Genomic DNA, 20,473 nt, shown 5'->3' on the forward strand with positions numbered 1-20,473 from the left:
GCCCGTGGGTAGGAGACAATCAGCGACCATGCATTTGCCAAATCGGAAGCCGCACATCACAATCATCAAAAACAAGCATCTATATGGGGTTTTGGAGAAGCGATGGCAAGCGCCGACCAACTGATCAACGCGTTTACGACGCTGCTCGTCACCATCGATCCGCCGGGGCTCGCCCCGCTCTTTCTCGGTCTCACTGTCGGCATGACCCGCCAGGAGCGCAAGCAGGTGGCGTTGCGCGGCTCGACCATCGCCTTCATCATCCTAGCCGTCTTCGCACTGTTCGGCTCCAGCGTGCTCGGCGTGCTCGGCATTTCCATCGGTGCCTTCCGGCTGGCGGGCGGCCTGCTGCTGTTCTGGATCGCTTTCGAAATGGTGTTCGAGAAGCGCCAGGACCGTAAGGAAAAGACCACGGAAGTGGCGATTACCAAGGATCATATCGAGAATATTGCCGTCTTCCCGCTGGCACTGCCGCTGATTGCCGGGCCGGGCGCCATTTCCGCGACGATCCTGCTGGGAGGCACCCTTCCCTCCACCGTCGAGCGGGCGCAACTGATCGGCGTTATCGCGGCCTGCTTGCTGATCACGTTGGTGGTGCTTTTCCTCGCCGACCGGCTAGACCGCTTCCTCGGCGTCACGGGCCGGGCAATCCTGACCCGCCTTCTCGGAGTCATCCTGGCAGCGCTTGCCGCCCAGTTCGTTATCGATGGGGCAAAATCGGCGCTCAACCTGATCAGCGCCACACCGACATGAAAACGGCGCCCTTGGGCGCCGTTTGCAAGACTACTGAACAAGACCGATCAAAACGGAATGTCGTCGTCGAGATCACGCGAGAAGTTGCCGCCGCCGGCACTACTACCGCCGCCGCTGCTTCCGCCACTACGTCCACCACCGCTACCGCTACGGCCACCGCCGGATGACTGCGCCGGCGCACCGTAATCGTCGCCATAACCGCCGCCACCGAAATCGTCGCCGCCACGGCCGCCGCCGAAGCCGGAGCCAGCACCGCCGCCCTCACCTCCGCGCCCGTCGAGCATCGTCAGCGTCGAATTGAAGCCCTGCAGCACGACTTCCGTCGAGTAGCGGTCGGCGCCAGTCTGGTCCTGCCACTTGCGGGTCTGCAGCGCGCCTTCGATATATAGCTTGGCGCCCTTCTTCACATATTGCTCGACGACCTTGCAGAGGCCTTCGTTGAAGACCACTACGGTGTGCCATTCTGTCTTTTCGCGGCGCTCGCCGGAATTGCGGTCGCGCCATGTTTCAGACGTCGCGATGCGGAGGTTGGCGATCGGCCGGCCATCCTGCGTGCGGCGGATTTCGGGGTCGGCGCCCACGTTTCCGATCAGAATTACCTTGTTCACACTGCCAGCCATATCATTTCACCTTACTGCCGCCCTGACCGGCGGCGTTCAAAACCATCGACATACTCTAAACCATAGAGGACAAGCGGTGCGCATCCAGCCCCGCTTAATCCACAAGGAATTTTGTTCTTTATTTGTTCTATTTATTCGCTATGATCCTGTCAACAGAATCGAAAACCTTTGTTGTTCCGGACATTCAGCCTCGACTCGCCCACCGGCATCACTACATAAGGGCTGTTATTCCCCCAAACGACTTGAAGCAGAGACGATGAGCGAACTGAAGACGATCTCCATCCGTGGCGCGCGTGAGCATAATCTGAAGGGCATCGACCTCGATCTGCCGCGCAACAAGCTCATCGTCATGACCGGCCTCTCCGGATCCGGCAAGTCCTCGCTTGCCTTCGACACGATCTATGCCGAGGGACAGCGCCGCTATGTCGAAAGCCTTTCGGCCTATGCGCGCCAGTTCCTGGAAATGATGCAGAAGCCCGATGTCGACCAGATCGACGGGCTGTCGCCGGCGATCTCGATCGAGCAGAAGACGACCTCGCGCAATCCACGCTCGACGGTCGGCACGGTTACGGAAATCTACGACTATATGCGCCTCTTGTTTGCGCGCGTCGGCGTTCCCTACTCGCCTGCGACGGGCCTGCCGATCGAAAGCCAGACGGTCAGCCAGATGGTCGATCGGGTGCTGGCTTTCGAGGAAGGCACGCGTCTTTATATATTGGCGCCGATGATCCGCGGACGTAAGGGCGAGTACAAGAAAGAGCTGGCGGAGCTCATGAAAAAGGGCTTCCAGCGCGTCAAGGTGGACGGCCAGTTCTACGAGATCGCCGATGCGCCTGTTCTCGACAAGAAGTACAAGCACGATATCGACATTGTCATCGACCGTATTGTCGTACGGCCGGATATGGCATCGCGCCTTGCCGACAGTTTCGAGACGGCGCTGAAGCTCGCCGACGGCCTTGCCGTTGCCGAATTCGCCGACAAGCCGCTTCCGCCCGAAGAAACCTCGGCCGGCGGCTCGGCCAACAAGTCGCTCAACGAGACGCATGAGCGTGTGCTGTTTTCGGAAAAGTTTGCCTGCCCGGTTTCCGGCTTCACCATTCCGGAGATCGAGCCACGGCTCTTTTCGTTCAACAATCCCTTCGGCGCCTGCCCGACCTGCGACGGTCTCGGCTCACAGCAGAAGATCGACCCTGATCTGATCGTGCCTGAGCCTGAGCGCACGCTGCGCGACGGCGCCATCGCGCCCTGGGCCAAGTCGACCTCGCCCTACTACAACCAGACGCTCGAAGCGCTCGGCAAGCATTTCGGCTTCAAGCTCGGCAGCCGCTGGAACGATCTCCCCGAAAAGGCCAGGGATGTCATCCTGAACGGCACCGAGGAGAAGATCGAATTCCATTATGCCGACGGCGCACGCACTTACACGACCTCGAAGAATTTCGAGGGCATCGTGCCCAATCTCGAACGGCGCTGGAAGGAAACGGATTCCGCCTGGGCGCGCGAGGATATTGAGCGCTTCATGTCGGCAGCCCCCTGCCCGTCCTGCAACGGCTATCGCCTGAAGCCTGAGGCGCTCGCCGTGAAAATCAACAAGCTGCATATCGGCGAAGTCACCCAGATGTCGATCCGCATCGCTCGCGACTGGTTCGAGACGCTGCCGGCGACCTTCAACGCCAAGCAGAATGAGATTGCCGTGCGGATTCTCAAGGAAATCCGCGACCGCTTGCGGTTCCTGAACGATGTAGGCCTCGAATATCTCAGCCTGTCACGCAATTCCGGTACGCTGTCAGGCGGTGAAAGCCAGCGTATCCGGCTTGCCTCGCAGATCGGCTCCGGCTTGACCGGCGTTCTCTATGTACTCGACGAGCCGTCGATCGGCCTGCACCAGCGCGACAATGCACGGCTTCTCGACACGCTGAAGCACCTGCGCGACATCGGCAACACGGTCATCGTCGTAGAGCATGACGAGGACGCGATCCTGACGGCCGACGATGTGGTCGATATCGGCCCGGCAGCCGGCGTGCATGGCGGCCAGGTAGTGGCGCATGGCACGCCGCAAGAAATCATGGCCAATCCGAAGTCGCTGACCGGGAAATATCTCTCCGGCGAACTTGGCGTGACCCTGCCCGACGAACGCCGCAAGCCGAAGAAGGGCAAGGAGATCAAGGTCGTCGGCGCCCGCGGCAACAATCTGAAGAATGTCACGGCGGCAATTCCGCTCGGCGTCTTTACGGCGGTGACGGGTGTTTCGGGCGGCGGCAAGTCCACCTTCCTGATCGAGACGCTTTACAAGTCGGCGGCGCGTCGCGTCATGGGTGCGCGTGAAATCCCTGCCGATCACGATCGCATCGATGGCTTTGAGCATATCGACAAGGTGATCGACATCGATCAGTCGCCGATCGGTCGCACGCCGCGTTCGAACCCGGCGACCTATACCGGCGCCTTCACACCGATCCGCGACTGGTTTGCCGGTCTGCCGGAGGCGAAAGCGCGCGGTTATCAGCCGGGCCGCTTCTCCTTCAACGTCAAGGGCGGCCGCTGCGAGGCATGCCAGGGCGACGGCGTCATCAAGATCGAGATGCATTTCCTGCCTGATGTCTACGTCACCTGCGACGTCTGCCACGGCAAGCGTTACAACCGCGAAACGCTCGACGTCACCTTCAAGGGCAAGTCGATTTCCGACGTGCTGGATATGACGGTGGAAGAAGGCGTCGAATTCTTCACCGCGGTCCCGGCGGTACGTGACAAGCTGCAGTCACTTTTCGATGTCGGCCTCGGTTACATCAAGGTCGGCCAGCAGGCCAATACGCTGTCGGGCGGCGAGGCGCAGCGCGTCAAGCTCGCCAAGGAATTGTCGAAGCGTTCGACGGGCCGCACACTTTATATTCTCGACGAGCCGACCACCGGCCTGCACTTCCATGACGTCGCCAAGCTTCTGGAGATGCTGCACGAATTGGTCAATCAAGGCAATTCTGTCGTGGTCATCGAGCACAATCTCGAGGTCATCAAGACGGCCGACTGGATCCTCGATTTCGGTCCTGAGGGCGGCGACGGTGGTGGCGAGATCGTGGCCGTCGGCACACCCGAGACGATCGTCAAGGAGAAGCGCTCCTATACCGGCCATTTCCTCAAGGAGTTGCTGGAGCGGCGGCCGGTCAAGAAGACGGTCGCAGCAGCGGAATGACGATGCGGCTCGCCACGATTGCGGAACTGCCTGCGGTCGTGGCGCTGACATCGGCTGCCTATCAGCCCTACACCGATCTTTTCGGCTATCCGCCGATCCCGGTGACGGAAGATTATGTGCCGCGCATCGAGCGAGGCGAGGTCTGGCTGCGGGAGGCGGACCGCGCGGTGGTGGGACTTTCCGTCATCGAGCGCCACGCCGACCACGTGATGCTTTTCAGTATCGCGGTATCGCCTGACGCTCAGAAGGCGGGACATGGCGTGGCCATGCTGCGCTGGCTGGAAGACAAGTCGCGGGAATGGGCCGTGACGGAGATCCGGCTTTATACAAATGCGCGCATGGAGCGGAACATTGCGCTCTATTGCGCCTTCGGTTTTCAGGAAACGGGTCGCCGGCCCAATCCCTATCGGCCAGGATGGACCATCGTCGACATGGCAAAGACGGTCGACGGGTCAAAGAAGGTTGGCGTGATCTAGGGGATCAAAAGCGAGGAGGAACAGATGAGCAAATCGGGCACGATCCGCGTGGGTATCGGCGGCTGGACTTTCGAACCGTGGCGCGGCCATTTCTTTCCGGCCGACCTCAAGCAGAAGGACGAGCTGAACTATGCCAGCCGCCAGCTTAAGGTTATCGAGGTCAACGGCACCTATTACAGCACGCAGAAGCCGGCAGTCTTCGCTAAATGGGCCGCCGACGTGCCTGACGGTTTCATCTTTTCGCTGAAGGCAACGCGTTACACCACAAACCGGAGGGTGCTTGCCGAAGCCTGGGAGTCGATGGAGAAATTCCTGTCGTCGGGTATCAGCGAACTCGGCGATCATCTCGGCCCTCTGCTCTGGCAGTTCGCACCGACGAAGAAATTCGAGCCCGATGATTTCGAAGCCTTCCTGAAGCTGCTGCCGGAAAAGCAGGACGGGCTGAAGCTGCGCCATGTCGTGGAGGTCCGCCACGACTCCTTCAAGGTGCCGGAATTCGTGGCACTTCTTGAGAAATACGGCGTGGCGCCCGTCTGCGCCGAGCATTTCGACTATCCGATGATTGCCGACGTGACGGCGGATTTCGTCTATACCCGGCTGCAGAAGGGATCGGACGATATTCCGACCTGCTATCCGGAAAAAGAGCTGGAGGACTGGACCAAGCGGCTTCAGATATGGGCCGAAGGCAAGGTTCCCGACGATCTGCCGCTGATCGACAAGGACAGGAAGGTCAAGGTCGAACCGCGCGACGTCTTTGCCTTCATGATCCATGAGGGCAAGGTCAATGCGCCGCATGGGGCAATCGCCCTGCAGAAACACGCTGACGGCTGATCGCTCAAAAAGGCAGCGCGTGCGCGGCGAGATCTTCGGCCGTCAGCCCCTTGCCGGCGCGCTGCCCCGCCTCTCCGTGCAGCCAGACGCCGGCAGCTGCTGCCTCGAAGGCCGGCAGGCCCTGGGCGAGCAGGCCGCCGATGATGCCCGCAAGTACATCGCCCGAGCCGGCGGTCGCGAGCCAGGCCGGTGCATTGGTATTGATCAGCGCCCGGCCGTCCGGCGAGGCGATGACGGTATCGGCGCCCTTGTAGATGACTGCTGCGTTGGCGCGACGAGCAGCGGCAAGCGCCTTGTCCACCTTGCCTGCCTTCTTGTCGGCGGCGATATCGGGAAAGAGGCGGGCGAACTCGCCGTCATGCGGCGTCAGTACAAGGCGCGGTTCTCCTGCGAACAGCTCGAAAAGCACCTTCGGATCATCCTTGAAGGAACTGATGCCGTCGGCATCGAGAATGAGATGGCGGTCGCACAACAGGGACACAAAATCGCGGGCCTTCTTTCCGATACCGAAACCGGGGCCGAGAACGAAGGTCTGGAGGCGCGCATCCCCGAGCCAATCCTCCAATGCAGCCGCATCGTCGATGGCGTGCAGCATGATGGCAGTCAGGTGAGCGCCGTTGGCGGCAAGAGCTTCAGTCGGCGCCGCTATGGTCACCAGCCCTGCCCCAGCCTTCAGGCCCGCCATGGCCGACATGCGGGCTGCCCCTGTCTTGCTCGCCTCTCCTGAAAACACGACGAGATGGCCGCGCTTGTATTTGTGTGTCTCCAGCCGTTCGGCAGGCATGGCGGCGCGCCAGGCAGCGGGCGTGTTCTCGGCTACGAGGCCGCTCGTCTGCGCCCTGATGATACGTCCTGGAATACCGATATCGAAGACTTCCAGCTCTCCGCAGAGCTCCCTGCCCGGCATCAGCAGATGGCCGGGTTTGCGAGTCATGAAAGTCACGGTATGTGCCGCGCGGAAGGCAGCGCCGAGCACGCTGCCGGTGCGCCCGTCGAGACCGGATGGCAGGTCAATGGCGATGACGGGAATTTTGGCAGCGTCGATCTTGCCAATCAGATGAGCCACATCGGCCGGAACATCGCGCGCGAGGCCGGCCCCGAAGAGACCATCGATAACAATATCGCCTAGTTGCGGATCATAGTCGCCGATATCCAGTCCCTTCCGCGTACAGGCAGCCCTCGCCCGAGCTGCGTTACCCTTCAGCCTGGCCGGATCGCCGAGATGGAAGATCTCCGTCCGCGCACCGCTCTCCAGCATGAGCCGGGCGACGACATAGCCGTCGCCACCATTGTTGCCGGGACCGCAGAGGACGGCAAAGCGCGAGGCGCCCGGATAAAGGCGCAAAGCCGCAGCCGCGACCGCGGCCCCCGCCTTCTCCATCAGGCCATAGGAATCGATTCCGGATTCGGCGGCGGCCTTATCGGCTGCAGCCATTTCGACAGGCGCCAGGAGGAGATCGGAAAGATGTTTGCTCATGCCCCCATTCAATTGAAAAAGCGCCTAAAAAACAACCGCATCATTGCCAAAACAAAAGAACGAATTTTGAGCATTTGCCTGTTTTTTCATCGACTCGAATTGCACCTTACAAAATCGAGGACAGCAGGATTTTTTTGAATTTCGCGGGATTTTTATCATAAATGCGGTCTTGTTCACTTGGTTTTTCATTAAAACGACACGGAAACTCAGGCAAACAGGGCTGCACGCATAAAATTCCGCGATTTTTTGAGCAAGACGGATTTCAAACTGGCACGATATCTGCATCATATCCCGCGAGCGGGACAGTTCCTGCTTTAACGGGAGAAGCGGAGAGACATTTTCTCATGAAAAAGATCGAAGCGATCATTAAGCCTTTCAAGTTGGACGAAGTGAAGGAAGCCCTTCAGGAAGTCGGACTGCAGGGTATCACCGTCACGGAAGCGAAGGGCTTCGGTCGCCAGAAGGGCCATACCGAACTCTACCGCGGCGCCGAATATGTCGTCGATTTCCTGCCGAAGGTGAAGGTTGAGGTCGTGCTCGCAGATGAAAACGCGGAAGCCGTCATCGACGCGATCCGCAAGGCCGCGCAGACGGGGCGCATCGGCGACGGAAAGATTTTCGTTTCCAACGTCGAAGAGGTCATCCGCATCCGTACCGGTGAAACCGGTATCGATGCCATCTGATCAGCTTTGCCTTTCGACGAAGCTCACCCATCCTCATCGCACATAACGTAACGTCATCACAAAACAGAGGAAGCATCTAATGGCGACCGCTAGCGAAATCCTGAAGCAGATCAAGGAAAACGACGTAAAGTTCGTCGACCTGCGCTTTACCGACCCCAAGGGCAAGCTGCAGCACGTAACGATGGACGTCGTCTGCGTCGATGAAGACATGTTCGCCGATGGCGTCATGTTCGACGGTTCCTCGATCGGCGGCTGGAAGGCCATCAACGAGTCCGACATGGTGCTGATGCCAGACACCGAAACGGTGCATATGGATCCGTTCTTTGCCCAGTCGACAATGGTCATCGTCTGCGACATCCTCGACCCGGTTTCCGGCGAAGCCTATAACCGCGATCCGCGCGGCACCGCCAAGAAGGCCGAAGCCTATCTGAAGGCCTCCGGCATCGGCGACACGATCTTCGTCGGCCCGGAAGCTGAATTCTTCGTCTTCGACGACGTCAAGTACAAGGCCGATCCCTACAATACCGGCTTCAAGCTCGATTCCACCGAACTGCCGTCGAACGACGACACCGACTATGAAACCGGCAACCTCGGCCACCGTCCGCGCGTCAAGGGCGGCTATTTCCCGGTTCCGCCCGTCGACAGCGCCCAGGACATGCGTTCGGAAATGCTGACGGTTCTCTCCGAAATGGGCGTCGTCGTCGAAAAGCACCACCACGAAGTGGCTGCTGCCCAGCACGAACTCGGCATCAAGTTCGACACGCTCGTTCGCAACGCCGACAAGATGCAGATCTACAAGTATGTCGTCCATCAGGTCGCCAATGCCTATGGCAAGACGGCAACCTTCATGCCGAAGCCGATTTTCGGCGACAACGGCTCGGGCATGCACGTCCACCAGTCGATCTGGAAGGGCGGCAAGCCGACTTTCGCCGGCGACGAATATGCAGGCCTTTCGGAAAGCTGCCTCTACTATATCGGCGGCATCATCAAGCATGCCAAGGCGATCAACGCTTTCACCAACCCGTCGACGAACTCCTACAAGCGTCTCGTCCCGGGTTACGAAGCACCGGTACTGCTCGCCTATTCCGCGCGCAACCGCTCGGCTTCCTGCCGCATTCCGTTCGGCACCAACCCGAAGGCAAAGCGCGTCGAAGTCCGCTTCCCGGATCCGACCGCCAATCCCTACCTCGCCTTCGCTGCCATGCTGATGGCAGGCCTCGACGGCATCAAGAACAAGATCCATCCCGGCAAGGCCATGGACAAGGACCTCTACGACCTGCCGCCGAAGGAACTGAAGAAGATTCCGACCGTCTGCGGCTCTCTGCGCGAAGCGCTCGAAAGCCTCGACAAGGACCGCAAGTTCCTGACGGCCGGCGGCGTCTTCGACGACGACCAGATCGACGCCTTCATCGAACTGAAGATGGCCGAAGTGATGCGCTTCGAAATGACGCCGCATCCGGTCGAATACGACATGTACTACTCGGCATAAGACAGGAAATGGAAGCCCCGGTTCGCCGGGGCTTTTTTCGATCCGGAGGCCACAGAGGTCGATGGGCAGATGACAATCATGTGACGCAATCCCGCAAAAAATCTTGATTTGTGGGGGACCGATCACCAAATCAGGTGAGAAAGGAAGTCGTACCATGAAAGAAAAACTAGCAAAGTTCAGTATAGGCGAAGTGGTCCGGCACAAGGTTTTCCCGTTTCGCGGCGTCATCTTCGACGTTGATCCAGAGTTCGCGAATACGGAAGAGTGGTGGAATTCCATTCCCGCGGAAGTCCGCCCCAGCAAGGACCAGCCGTTCTACCATCTGCTTGCGGAGAACGACGACAGTGAGTATGTCGCCTATGTTTCCGAGCAGAACCTGATGAGCGACGAAAGCGATACTCCGCTTCGCAATCCGCAGGTCGAGCAGATCTTCGACCGCAGCCCGACAGGCCAGTTCAAACCCAAGATGAGCTTCGCCCACTAAGTCGGATGACATAACCTCAATAACAAGGCCCCGCATCGCGGGGCCTTTTCTTTGGCAACAAAAAACCCGGCCTGAAGCCGGGTTTTCCGCGAATTCCTGAAAGTCCCGATTACTGGGCCTTTGCTGCCTTCTGGGCGTCTTCCAGCTTCTTGCGGGCTTCTTCAGCCTTCTTCTGCATGCTGTCCTGCAGGCTGCGCTGGCTTTCGGCAAGCTTCGATTCGGACACCGGTTCGCCGTCATAAGCGCCGGTGAAGCCTTCGAGCGAAACCTTGATCGGGTTCGGAGCGCGGCGGAAGTTGATCGAGGTGAAGACCACGTCGCTGCCCTTCTTGAGGCTTGCGATCATGGCGTCCGTCAGCGGGATTTCAGCCGTGCACTTGTCCGGCAGGCAGACGGCGTAGTCGAGCTTCTGGCCCTTGCCGCCGTCGATCTGCATCGCGATGCCCGGGGGGATCAGGCGTGCGGCCGGAACCGAGACCTGAAGGATCTTGCGATTGATCTTGCCGGAAACCGAGATCAGGCCAACGGCCGTGACGAGCTGGCCGCCGTTTGCGAGAACCAGGTTCTGAACAACGCAGATGTCGTTGTCTTCCTGCTTGCTGCAGGTCTTGTACCAGCCGAGGCGCGGTGCACCGACGGCCTGTGCGGGAGCGTCAGCCGACGCTGCCGGAGCCTGGGCCGCCGCATCCTGTGCGAAGGACGAGACCGGAGCCGAAGCGCCGAAAACCACTGCCATAACGGACAGTGCTGCCCGCATTTTCTTTTCAGACTTGAACATCATAACGAATTCCGTCTCCTGATATCCGTTGCGGGGCTACGTTCGGCCGCCCCAACCACCGGGTCGTTCGGCACTCCACCTCTTAAAAAAATAAGGCAAATGCATGACCCCAAAACTTCGGGTCACGTGTTACATCGCAGCGTTGAAGATATCCAGCATTTCTTTGGCAATTTCGCGGGCATTTTGGCACATAGGTAAAGAAAGCGGCGGTCGCGGTTGGAATTGCGTGCTCTCATGCTACCCTTCCGGCGAATCGTGCCCATTGCCGTGCATCAAGGAATTTCAGCAATGCTCCGGATCGCCATTCTCGCCGCTTTCATCCTTGTCGCCGGTGCCGTCGCCGCGGACCCAGTGCATGGTATCGCCATGCACGGTGCGCCGGCGTTGCCTGCCGATTACAAGAACTTCCCTTACGTCAATCCCGACGTGAAAAAGGGCGGGAAAATCACCTATGGCGTGGTCGGCACATTCGACAACCTGAATCCCTTCATCATCAAGAGCAACCGGACAACGGCGCGTGGCATGTGGGACCCGCAGTTCGGCAATCTTGTCTATGAGGCGCTGCTGCAACGCTCCAGTGACGAGCCTTTCACGCTTTACGGCCTGCTGGCGGAAACTGTGGAATGGGACGAGGATCGCACCTTTCTTCAGTTCAATCTTAATCCAAGGGCCAAATGGTCGGATGGACAGCCTGTGACGCCGGAGGATGTCATCTTCTCCTTCGAGCTGCTACGCGACAAAGGTCGTCCGCCATTTTCCAGACGCCTCGATGTTGTTTCCAAGATGGAAAAGGTCGGCGAACACAGCGTGCGTTTCACCTTCAACGACAAGGCCGATCGCGAAACACCGCTGATCTTCGGCCTGTTTCCGGTCCTGCCGAAGCATGTGATCAATGCCGAAACATTCGATCGCACGACCCTGACGCCGCCTGTTGGATCCGGCCCCTATAAAGTGAAAAGCCTCAAGCCCGGCGAGAGCATCACATACGAGCGTGATCCGAACTATTGGGGCAAGGATATTCCAGCCAAGGTCGGCATGGACAATTATGATCAGATCAGCGTGCAGTATTTCCTGCAGGATACGACACTGTTCGAGTCCTTCAAGAAAGGCGACATCGACCTTTACCTTGACGGCAATCCCGGGCACTGGGCCAATGCCTACGATTTCCCGGCCGCCACGTCAGGCTCCGTCCTGAAGGATGTGTTCGAGCCAAAACTGCCAAGCGGCATGCTGGGCTTCGTCTTCAATACGCGTCGGCCGATATTTGCTGACATCAAGGTGCGCGAGGGCCTGTCGCTGGTCTTCGACTTCGAATGGGCCAACAAGAATCTCTATTCCGATGCCTACAAACGCACGCAGAGCTTCTGGCAAAACTCTGACCTCTCAAGCTTCGGCGTGCCGGCGGATGCCAGTGAACTGGCGCTGCTTGGACCGATCAAGGACCATATCGATCCCGCCATTCTCGACGGCAGTTACAAGCTGCCGGTGACCGACGGCTCAGGACGCGACCGCAAGGTGCTGAAACAGGCGGTCGATATCCTCAAGGAAGCGGGATATACGATCAAGAACGGCAAGATGGTCGATGCAAGCGGCAAGCCGCTTGTCTTCGAGATCATGACGCAGAATCCCGACCAGGAAAAACTTGCTGTCGCCTATCAGCGCTCGCTGCAGACGATCGGCGTTGCAGCCTCGATCCGGACCGTTGACGATTCGCAGTATCAGAGCCGGACGAACACGTTCGACTACGACGTGATCATGAAGAGCTATACCTCGTCACTGTCGCCCGGCAACGAGCAGCTCGGTCGGTGGTCTTCGGCTGCACGTACGCGTGAAGGCACGGACAGCTTCGCCGGGGCCAACGATCCCAATCTCGATACGCTGATCGACCATCTCTTGCGGGCACGCTCTGCCGAGGATTTCACCGCATCCGTGCGCTCCTACGACCGGCTGCTGCTCTCCAACCATTATGTGCTGCCCCTATACCACGTCGACCAGCAATGGGTGGCGCGCAACAAGCGCATCGGCCATCCCGACGCCGTCCCGCTCTACGGCTATCAGCTGCAGACCTGGTGGGATACGAGCGCGCAGTAATCACATCATCAGGCGCACCGTTCTATTTCCTTTCTCTTGCCTCGGCCTTCCTCTAAAGATCGTCGAAAACATCTTCTATGCGATCGAGCCAACCGTCATTGAGGGATGGCAAAACAAGGAATCACAATGGAACGCATCACCATCGACGTTGTCTCCGATGTCGTCTGCCCCTGGTGCTATCTCGGCAAGGCGCGGTTGGAGCTGGCGATCGCCGAGGTGCAGGATGAAATCGGCGTCGATATCAATTGGCGCCCTTACCGCCTCAACCCGGATTATCCGCCCGAAGGCGTCGACCAGAAGAAGATGCTGGAGCAGAAACTCGGTGGCGCCGAACGCGTGGCTGAGGCGCACAAGATGCTGACCGGCTATGGCCGCGACGTCGGCATCAACTTCAATTTCGAGGCCATCAAGATCGGACCGAACACGCTCGACGCGCACCGGCTGATCCACTGGGCTGGTGTCGAGGACCGGCAGAAGCAGGAGGCAGTCGTCTCGGCGCTCTTCAAGGCCAATTTCGAGGAAGGCCGCAATGTCGGCGATCATGAAGTGCTGCTCGCTATTGCCGAGAAGGCAGGCCTGCAGCGCTCCGTCATTGCCGCCCTGTTCGCTTCGGACGCCGACGGCAGCGTCATCCTCTCGGAAATCGACGCAGCGCAGCGCATGGGCGTCAATGGCGTGCCGTTCTTCATCTTCGACCAGCAGTACGCCGTCAGCGGTGCTCAGACGCCGGATGTGCTGGCAGGCGCCCTCAGGGAAATTGCCGCAGCAAAGGCCGAAGCACGCGCCGGGATGAACTGACGCCGCCTGCCATCAGAACCACGCCTTCAGTCGGGCAGTCCGGTTTTCGCCGGGCTGCCCTTAGTTTTTCGCGAGTTCCGCAAGCTGCGTCATGATGACGGCTGCACCTTGCAGGCGCTTTTCCGGGGTCGGCAGGTCGCGTGTCAGGAACAGGCTGTGGTCGGGGCGGATCTTCGCCATCGCACCCTGCTTGCCGATATAACCGACGAGATTGGCCGGGTTCGGGAATTCCTTGTTGCGGAACTGCACGACGACGCCCTTTGGGCCGGCATCGAGCTTCTCGACATTGGCGGTACGGCAGAGCGACTTGATATAGACGATCTTCAGCAGGTGCTGGACCTCCACCGGCATTGGGCCGAAGCGGTCGATCATCTCGGCACCGAAGCCATCGATTTCCTTGAGCTCGGTCACTTCGCCGAGGCGGCGGTAGAGCGCCATGCGCAGGTGCAGGTCGGGCACGTAACCTTCCGGGATCATCACGGTCGTGCCGACGGATATCTGCGGCGACCAGCCGGTATCCTGGATCTCGTCGACACCCTTCACCTCGGCGACCGCCTCTTCCAGCATCTGCTGATACAGCTCGAAACCGACTTCCTTGATGTGGCCGGATTGCTCCTCGCCGAGCAGGTTGCCGGCCCCGCGGATATCGAGGTCGTGGCTTGCGAGCTGGAAGCCAGCGCCGAGCGTATCCAGCGACTGCAACACCTTGAGGCGGCGCTCGGCGGTCGCCGTCAGCACCTTGTTGACCGGCAGCGTGAAGAGCGCGAAGGCGCGCACTTTCGAACGGCCGACACGACCGCGCAGCTGGTAGAGCTGCGCCAGGCCGAACATATCGGCGCGGTGGACGATCAGCGTATTGGCCGTCGGCACGTCGAGGCCGGATTCGACGATGGTGGTCGAGAGCAGGACATCGTAACGGCCCTCGTAGAAGGCATTCATGATGTCTTCCAGCTCGCCGGCCGGCATCTGGCCGTGGGCGACGGCGACCTTCAACTCCGGCACATCGGACTGCAGGAAGGCGTGCACATCCTCCAGATCGGCAAGGCGCGGGCAGACATAGAAGCTCTGGCCGCCGCGATAATGCTCACGCATCAACGTTTCGCGGATGACGAGGCTGTCAAAGGGCGAGATGAAGGTGCGCACCGCCATGCGGTCGACCGGCGGCGTGGTGATGAGCGAGAGTTCACGCACTCCCGTCATGGCAAGCTGCAGTGTACGCGGGATCGGCGTCGCCGAGAGCGTCAGCACATGCACGTCGCTTTTCAGCTCCTTCAGGCGCTCCTTATGCTTGACGCCGAAATGCTGCTCCTCATCGATGATCAGCAGGCCGAGATTGGCGAAGTTGATGCCGGCGCCGAGCAGCGCATGGGTGCCGACGACGATGTCAGTCTTGCCGTCGGCCACTTCCTTTTTCGTGAGCGCCAGATCCTTGGAGCCGACGAGGCGTGAGGCCTGCTGGATGCGGATAGGCAGACCACGGAAGCGCTCTGAAAAGGTCTTGAAATGCTGGCGGGAGAGCAGTGTGGTGGGCACGACGACGGCGACCTGAACGCCGTTCATGGCAGCGACGAAGGCGGCACGCAGTGCAACCTCGGTTTTGCCGAAGCCCACGTCGCCGCAGATGAGGCGATCCATCGGCCGGCCGGCGCCGAGATCGCCCCGCACAGCCTCGATGGCGTTTTCCTGATCTTCGGTTTCGTCATAGGGGAAACGGGCGGCAAATTCGTCGTAGAGCCCTTCCGGCGTCGTCAGAACCGGTGCATGGCGCGTCAGGCGCTCGGCGGCGATGCGGATCAGCGCATCGGCCATATCCAGCAGCCGTTTCTTGAGCTTGGCCTTGCGCATCTGCCATGCGCCACCGCCGAGCTTGTCGAGCTGCACTTCCGTGCCCTCGCCGCCGAACCGCGACAGGAGATCGATGTTTTCGACCGGCAGAAAGAGCTTGGCATCGTCGGCATATTGCAGCTCGAGGCAGGCATGCGGCGCACCGGCCGCCTCGATGGTGCGAAGGCCGACGAAACGGCCAATGCCGTGTTCGGCGTGGACGACAATCGAACCTTCGTCGAGGCCGGCGACTTCGGAGATGAAATCTGCCGCGCGTTTCCGGCGGCGGGAGCGGCGCACCATGCGGTCGCCGAGAATATCCTGTTCGCCGATGACGATGAGATCGCCAGACTCGAAACCGGATTCGAGGCTGAATACAGCCGCTGCCGCCTCACCCTTTGCCAGGCCGCCGAGATCCTTCAGCGCGGTGATCGGCTTGACCCGCTCGAGACCGTGTTCGTTCAGCACCTGTAGCAGGCGCTCGAGCGAACCCTCGGTCCAGGCGGTAATGACGACCTTTGCGCCGCCGGCGCGCTTGTCGGCAATATGTTTGACAACGACGTCGAAGACGTTGACGCGTTCGGCATCGCCGCCACCTTCGGCATTGGAGCGAGCCCAGCGCGGCCCCTGACGCGCATCGAGATTGACGACGCGGCGTGCCTCGCCCTCATGCTCGTTGAAAGGCGACACCCTGATAGCGTTGATCGCATCAAGCGTGTGCGCGAAGATCTTGCTGTCGAGATAGAGCTGGCCGGGGGAGACCGGCTTATAGGGCGTGCCCTGCGCCATCTGGCCCTTGGCCGGCTGGCCGGAATTCAGGCGTGCATCATAATAGTCGTAGACGAGCTTGGAGCGCTCTTCGGCCGCTTCACGCACCGTGTGATCGGTGACGATGCGGAAGCCGGAGAGGTAATCAAACACCGTATCCAGCTTCTCGTAGAAAAGCGGCAGCCAGTGTTCCATGCCTGGATAGCGGCGACCTTCGGAAACGGCCAGGTAGAGCGCATCGTCGCGGGTGGCGGCGCCAAAGGTGGAGAGGTAGTTCTTGCGGAAACGGCTGATCGTATCCGGCGTCAGCGTCACTTCGCTCATCGGATTGAGATCAAGGGAACGCACCTGGCCGATCGTGCGCTGGCTTGCCGGATCGAAACTGCGGATCGATTCCAGCGTATCGCCGAAGAAATCCAAGCGGACCGGTTCTTCCGAGCCAGGCACGAAGACATCGAGAATACCGCCGCGCACGGCATATTCGCCGACCTCGCGCACCGTTGCTACGCGTTCGAAGCCGTTGCGCTCCAGCCGGCCGGCGATATCCTCCATGCGCACCTGATTGCCGGGGCGCGCCGAGAAGGTCAGGCTTTCGATGATATCCTGCGGCGCCACCTTCTGCAGCATGGCATTGGCCGTCACCAGCACGATTGCCGCATGCGGCTTCTTGCGGTGTGCGATCAGGCCGGAAAGTGCCGCGAGGCGCCGTGCCGAGGTATCGGCGCTCGGCGAGACGCGGTCATAGGGAAGACAGTCCCAAGCCGGCAGCGTCAGAACCGGGATATCGGGAGCGACGAAGCCCAGCATCTGTTCCAGATCGGCCATGCGGTGACCGTCCGACAGCACATAGGCGACGGGTTCGCCGCTGCGGGCGAGCTCGGCAAGCAGCAGCGGCTCCATGCCCGCAGGCACGTTGCCGATCGTCAGCGGCTCGGCGGCGGCTGCGAGCTTCCTGGCATCAAAACCTGGGATCATTCCGGCTTCCTGGGGGTCTCGAAATCGGGTTTGTAGGCGGCAATGCGGGCAAACATGGGCGTCTGTAAATGCTCTGGCGTCGGCCAGGTTCCCATGATCCAGCGCACGAGGTCGTTGTCTTCTTCGGCCATGATCGTCTCGAACTCGTCGAGCTCGGCTTCGCTCATGGTGGGAAGTTCATTTTCGGCGAATTGGCCGAAGACAAGGTCCATCTCTCTGATGCCGCGATGCCAGCAGCGGAACAGAATCCGGCGGCGTCGGGGATCGAGACCGGCGCTCGTGAGCGTTACTCCTGTCATGGCATCACCTTCCTTGTTGATGCGCCTCTATAGACCCTCGAAAGCGGCTTGTCAGCCTTGCCAAGGCCCTATTGTTCATCGCATTTTGACGCCCATGCGCCCCGCCATTCTCGACCCGCTGTTTTCTCCCGTTTCGGGCCTTCCGGGCGTCGGCCCGAAGATCTCGGAGCTTTTCGTCAAGCTGCTCGGACGCGAGACACCGGACGATTGCCGGGTCATCGACCTGCTGTTCCACGCGCCCCATTCACTGATCGACCGGCGCAACCAGCCGGGGATCGCGCGCGCGCCACAAGGAGCGATCGTGACGATCACGGCGCGTGTCGACCGGCATCAGGCGCCGCCGCGCGGCAATCGCAACGTTCCCTACCGGGTCTTCCTGCATGACGAGACCGGCGAGCTGACGCTCGTCTTCTTCCGTGGTCAGGCGGCGTGGCTGGAAAAGCAGTTGCCGATCGACGAGGAAGTGACCGTCAGCGGCAAGGTCGACTGGTTCAACGGCCGCGCTTCGATGGTGCATCCGGACTATATCGTCAAGGCAAGCGAAGGCGAGAACCTGCCGCTGGTCGAGCCGATCTATCCGCTGACGGCGGGGCTTTCTCCGAAGACCCTGCGCAAGATCATCGAGGCGGCATTGCCGCGCATGCCGGAGCTGCCGGAATGGATCGATCTTGCGCTAGCCCAAAAGCAGGGCCTGCCATCCATCCGCGACAGCTTCCATATGCTGCACGAGCCGCGGGATACGTCTGATATAGATCCGCAGACCCCTTCCCGCCGCAGGCTTGCCTATGACGAGTTCCTCGCCGGCCAGCTGTCATTGGCGCTTGTGCGCCAGAGGCTGCGCAAGGTCGCCGGGCAGCCGGTCCACGCAACCGGAGACATCAGCGGCAAAATACTGCAGAGCTTGCCCTTTTCGCCGACGCGCAGCCAGACCGAAGCCGTTGCCGACGTCCTGCAGGATATGGCCGGCGAAGAGCGCATGCTGCGGCTGCTGCAGGGCGATGTCGGCTCCGGCAAGACGCTGGTGGCGCTGATGTCGATGGCGGCGGTGATCGAAAGTGGCGGACAGGCCGTGCTGATGGCGCCAACGGAAATCCTCGCTCGCCAGCATCATGCGACGATTTCGAAATTCGCGGCCGCAGCCGGTCTCGGCGTCGAAGTGCTGACCGGTCGTACAAAGGGCCGCGAGCGCGAGGATATTCTCGATCGCATTGCGTCCGGCGAAGCGCAGATCATTATCGGCACGCATGCGCTCTTCCAGGACAGCGTCAACTACAAGAACCTGATGCTGGCTGTCGTCGACGAGCAGCACCGTTTCGGCGTGCACCAGCGGCTGAGGCTGACGGCAAAGGGCATCTCACCGCATATGCTGGTCATGACGGCAACGCCGATCCCGCGCACATTGGTGCTGGCAGCCTTTGGCGACATGGACGTTTCGAAGCTCACCGAGAAGCCAGCCGGGCGAAAGCCTATCACCACTATCACCGTGCCGACCGAGCGGACCGGAGAGATTGTCGGCAGGCTGAAGAGCGCATTGTCGGAGGGCAAGAAGGCCTATTGGATCTGCCCGCTAGTCGAGGAATCCGAAGAAGTCGATCTGATGTCGGTGGAGGAGCGGCACGCGACGCTCGTCTCGGCGCTCGGCCCGGGCATCGGCCTCATTCACGGACGCATGAGCGGGCCTGAGAAGGATGCCATCATGCTCGCCTTCAAGAGCGGCGAATTGCGGCTGCTGGTGGCGACGACCGTCGTCGAAGTCGGCGTCGACGTGCCGGATGCAACGATCATGGTGATCGAACATGCCGAGCGCTTCGGGCTGGCGCAGCTGCACCAGCTTCGCGGCCGTGTCGGGCGTGGTGACGAGGCGTCCACCTGCATCCTGCTCTACAAAGGGCCGCTCGGCGAGACGGGTCACTCGCGGCTTTCCATCATGCGCGATACGGAAGACGGTTTCCGGATTGCCGAAGAAGATTTGAAACTGCGCGGCGAAGGCGAAATTCTCGGGACGCGACAGTCAGGCACGCCTGGGTTCCGTATCGCCAGTATCGAGGCACATGCTGATTTGCTGGAAATCGCCCGTAAGGATGCGGCCTATCTGATCGAGCGCGATCCGGACCTGACGAGCGAGCGTGGCGAGGCCGTGCGTACGTTGCTCTACCTCTTCCGCCGCGACGAAGCGATACGGTTCCTCAGGGCCGGCTAGTCAACCTTGGAAAGCACCATCGGCTTGGGTCGCACGACCGGAAGATGTTCCGGGGCGACGAGGCCGCCTGATATCAGGAACTTGGCCGCATCCTCCGGGCTCATGTCGAGCATGACGATCTTCTCGCGCGGCACGAAGATGAGGAAACCTGCCGTCGGCACGGGTGTAGGCGGCAAAAAGACGGTGACCATATCCTGCCCCATCGCATTGAATTTCGAAGCGATTTCGCCCTTGGCATCGGTAGCGATAAAGATAAGCGCCCAGAGACCTGGCCCCGGATATTCGATGAGGCCGACCTTCTTGAAGGAATTCGACTGCTCCTTCAGCACCGTCTCGAAGATTTGCTTCACGCTTCTGTAGACAGTGCGGACCAGCGGCATGCGTTGGACGACGGATTCGCCGAAACGAACGATGCTCTGGCCGATGAGGTTTTTGCCGAGGAAGCCGACGATGGTGATCAGGATCACCGCAGTCAGCAGGCCGAAACCGGGAATGGCGAAGTTCAGATAGCTCTCGGGATTCCAGCGCGCTGGAATATAGGGCCGCACCCAGCTGTCCGACCAATGGATGAAGGTCCAGGTCAACCAGATGGTGATTGCGATCGGTGCGCAGATGATCAGGCCGGCGAGAAAATTATTCCTCAGCCGCATTGCGACCGGCACTCGGGGAGCCTTCTCGGTCATCTTTTTTGATGAACTCCGTTTCAGTCTTCAGACAGGCCGGGTCACCGGCCTTCCCCCTGTGTCCGC

At 60.4% G+C, this 20,473-nt stretch carries 16 protein-coding genes; 10 read left to right on the plus strand and 6 right to left on the minus strand.

Annotated elements, in window-relative coordinates; translation table 11 throughout:
* The first annotated feature begins 102 nt into the window (after positions 1-102).
* Positions 103-750 (plus strand): MarC family protein, encoded by a 648-nt coding sequence (locus AC1D35_RS02520; protein ID WP_113295550.1) that lies wholly within the window; start codon positions 103-105, stop codon positions 748-750.
* A 47-nt stretch (positions 751-797) separates the two neighbouring features.
* On the opposite strand, the gene AC1D35_RS02525 is transcribed toward AC1D35_RS02520, so the two are convergent.
* Entirely contained in the window at positions 798-1,370 is a 573-nt protein-coding gene (locus tag AC1D35_RS02525) for a single-stranded DNA-binding protein (RefSeq protein ID WP_113295551.1), read from the minus strand.
* A 256-nt stretch (positions 1,371-1,626) separates the two neighbouring features.
* On the opposite strand from AC1D35_RS02525, the gene uvrA reads away from it, so the two are divergent.
* Genes uvrA through AC1D35_RS02540 form a run of 3 tightly spaced genes read left to right on the plus strand, consistent with a single transcriptional unit; the run spans position 1,627 to position 5,858 of the window.
* Positions 1,627-4,551 carry an excinuclease ABC subunit UvrA gene (gene uvrA, locus AC1D35_RS02530; RefSeq protein WP_113310099.1) on the plus strand — a complete coding sequence of 975 codons (2,925 nt, stop codon included), beginning with the start codon at positions 1,627-1,629 and terminating at the stop codon, positions 4,549-4,551.
* The gene (locus AC1D35_RS02535) at positions 4,548-5,027 is read left to right on the plus strand and encodes a GNAT family N-acetyltransferase (RefSeq protein WP_113310100.1); all 480 of its coding nucleotides are present in this window, start codon (positions 4,548-4,550) and stop codon (positions 5,025-5,027) included. Before uvrA ends, AC1D35_RS02535 begins: the two co-directional genes overlap by 4 nt.
* A 24-nt stretch (positions 5,028-5,051) precedes the next feature.
* On the plus strand, positions 5,052-5,858 hold the full coding sequence (locus AC1D35_RS02540) for a DUF72 domain-containing protein (protein ID WP_113310101.1): 807 nt from the start codon (positions 5,052-5,054) through the stop codon (positions 5,856-5,858).
* 4 nt (positions 5,859-5,862) lie between these two features.
* On the opposite strand, the gene AC1D35_RS02545 is transcribed toward AC1D35_RS02540, so the two are convergent.
* A complete protein-coding gene (locus tag AC1D35_RS02545) occupies positions 5,863-7,335 on the minus strand; it encodes an NAD(P)H-hydrate dehydratase (RefSeq protein WP_113310102.1) in 1,473 nt (490 codons plus the stop codon).
* A 344-nt stretch (positions 7,336-7,679) separates the two neighbouring features.
* Here AC1D35_RS02545 and AC1D35_RS02550 point away from each other — a divergent pair, with 344 nt between their 5' ends.
* The 3 genes from AC1D35_RS02550 to hspQ all read left to right on the plus strand — a co-directional run bounded on the left by AC1D35_RS02550 (position 7,680) and on the right by hspQ (position 9,991).
* Entirely contained in the window at positions 7,680-8,018 is a 339-nt protein-coding gene (locus AC1D35_RS02550; protein ID WP_003539626.1) for a P-II family nitrogen regulator, read from the plus strand.
* A 79-nt stretch (positions 8,019-8,097) separates the two neighbouring features.
* The gene (glnA, locus tag AC1D35_RS02555) at positions 8,098-9,507 is read left to right on the plus strand and encodes a type I glutamate--ammonia ligase (protein ID WP_003559365.1); all 1,410 of its coding nucleotides are present in this window, start codon (positions 8,098-8,100) and stop codon (positions 9,505-9,507) included.
* A gap of 154 nt (positions 9,508-9,661) precedes the next feature.
* Positions 9,662-9,991, plus strand: coding sequence for a heat shock protein HspQ (gene hspQ / locus AC1D35_RS02560; protein WP_113295556.1), 330 nt, complete (start codon positions 9,662-9,664; stop codon positions 9,989-9,991).
* A gap of 109 nt (positions 9,992-10,100) precedes the next feature.
* On the opposite strand, the gene AC1D35_RS02565 is transcribed toward hspQ, so the two are convergent.
* Positions 10,101-10,772: an invasion associated locus B family protein gene (locus AC1D35_RS02565; RefSeq protein ID WP_113295557.1), complete on the minus strand. Its 672-nt coding sequence runs from the start codon at positions 10,770-10,772 to the stop codon at positions 10,101-10,103.
* 285 nt (positions 10,773-11,057) lie between these two features.
* Between AC1D35_RS02565 and AC1D35_RS02570 the strand changes: the two genes are divergently transcribed.
* Positions 11,058-12,860, plus strand: a complete 1,803-nt coding sequence (locus tag AC1D35_RS02570; RefSeq protein ID WP_113310103.1) for an extracellular solute-binding protein — start codon at positions 11,058-11,060, stop codon at positions 12,858-12,860.
* A 126-nt stretch (positions 12,861-12,986) separates the two neighbouring features.
* Positions 12,987-13,658: a DsbA family oxidoreductase gene (locus tag AC1D35_RS02575; protein ID WP_113310104.1), complete on the plus strand. Its 672-nt coding sequence runs from the start codon at positions 12,987-12,989 to the stop codon at positions 13,656-13,658.
* 60 nt (positions 13,659-13,718) lie between these two features.
* On the opposite strand, the gene mfd is transcribed toward AC1D35_RS02575, so the two are convergent.
* Together mfd and AC1D35_RS02585 are read right to left on the minus strand one after the other, a co-directional pair.
* Positions 13,719-17,225 carry a transcription-repair coupling factor gene (gene mfd / locus AC1D35_RS02580; RefSeq protein ID WP_113310105.1) on the minus strand — a complete coding sequence of 1,169 codons (3,507 nt, stop codon included), beginning with the start codon at positions 17,223-17,225 and terminating at the stop codon, positions 13,719-13,721.
* The gene (locus tag AC1D35_RS02585) at positions 17,222-17,524 is read right to left on the minus strand and encodes an FAD assembly factor SdhE (protein WP_113295561.1); all 303 of its coding nucleotides are present in this window, start codon (positions 17,522-17,524) and stop codon (positions 17,222-17,224) included. Before AC1D35_RS02585 ends, mfd begins: the two co-directional genes overlap by 4 nt.
* Before the next feature lie 94 nt (positions 17,525-17,618).
* Between AC1D35_RS02585 and recG the strand changes: the two genes are divergently transcribed.
* Complete coding sequence (gene recG / locus AC1D35_RS02590) at positions 17,619-19,724, plus strand: ATP-dependent DNA helicase RecG (protein ID WP_113310106.1); 2,106 nt, start codon at positions 17,619-17,621, stop codon at positions 19,722-19,724.
* On the opposite strand, the gene AC1D35_RS02595 is transcribed toward recG, so the two are convergent.
* Positions 19,721-20,407, minus strand: a complete 687-nt coding sequence (locus AC1D35_RS02595) for a DUF502 domain-containing protein (protein WP_113295563.1) — start codon at positions 20,405-20,407, stop codon at positions 19,721-19,723. The genes recG and AC1D35_RS02595 overlap by 4 nt on opposite strands.
* Positions 20,408-20,473: the final 66 nt, after the last annotated feature.

Source organism: Rhizobium sp. P1_E6 (assembly GCF_056405875.1).

Coding starts and splice junctions, on each gene's coding strand:
- AC1D35_RS02535 (WP_113310100.1), top strand. CDS start 4,548: ATGACGATGCGGCTCGCCACGATTGCGGAACTGCCTGCGGTCGTGGCG.
- AC1D35_RS02525 (WP_113295551.1), bottom strand. CDS start 1,370: ATGGCTGGCAGTGTGAACAAGGTAATTCTGATCGGAAACGTGGGCGCC.
- AC1D35_RS02585 (WP_113295561.1), bottom strand. CDS start 17,524: ATGACAGGAGTAACGCTCACGAGCGCCGGTCTCGATCCCCGACGCCGC.
- AC1D35_RS02565 (WP_113295557.1), bottom strand. CDS start 10,772: ATGATGTTCAAGTCTGAAAAGAAAATGCGGGCAGCACTGTCCGTTATG.
- AC1D35_RS02520 (WP_113295550.1), top strand. CDS start 103: ATGGCAAGCGCCGACCAACTGATCAACGCGTTTACGACGCTGCTCGTC.
- recG (WP_113310106.1), top strand. CDS start 17,619: ATGCGCCCCGCCATTCTCGACCCGCTGTTTTCTCCCGTTTCGGGCCTT.
- AC1D35_RS02545 (WP_113310102.1), bottom strand. CDS start 7,335: ATGAGCAAACATCTTTCCGATCTCCTCCTGGCGCCTGTCGAAATGGCT.
- AC1D35_RS02550 (WP_003539626.1), top strand. CDS start 7,680: ATGAAAAAGATCGAAGCGATCATTAAGCCTTTCAAGTTGGACGAAGTG.
- mfd (WP_113310105.1), bottom strand. CDS start 17,225: ATGATCCCAGGTTTTGATGCCAGGAAGCTCGCAGCCGCCGCCGAGCCG.
- hspQ (WP_113295556.1), top strand. CDS start 9,662: ATGAAAGAAAAACTAGCAAAGTTCAGTATAGGCGAAGTGGTCCGGCAC.
- AC1D35_RS02595 (WP_113295563.1), bottom strand. CDS start 20,407: ATGACCGAGAAGGCTCCCCGAGTGCCGGTCGCAATGCGGCTGAGGAAT.
- glnA (WP_003559365.1), top strand. CDS start 8,098: ATGGCGACCGCTAGCGAAATCCTGAAGCAGATCAAGGAAAACGACGTA.
- AC1D35_RS02575 (WP_113310104.1), top strand. CDS start 12,987: ATGGAACGCATCACCATCGACGTTGTCTCCGATGTCGTCTGCCCCTGG.
- AC1D35_RS02540 (WP_113310101.1), top strand. CDS start 5,052: ATGAGCAAATCGGGCACGATCCGCGTGGGTATCGGCGGCTGGACTTTC.
- AC1D35_RS02570 (WP_113310103.1), top strand. CDS start 11,058: ATGCTCCGGATCGCCATTCTCGCCGCTTTCATCCTTGTCGCCGGTGCC.
- uvrA (WP_113310099.1), top strand. CDS start 1,627: ATGAGCGAACTGAAGACGATCTCCATCCGTGGCGCGCGTGAGCATAAT.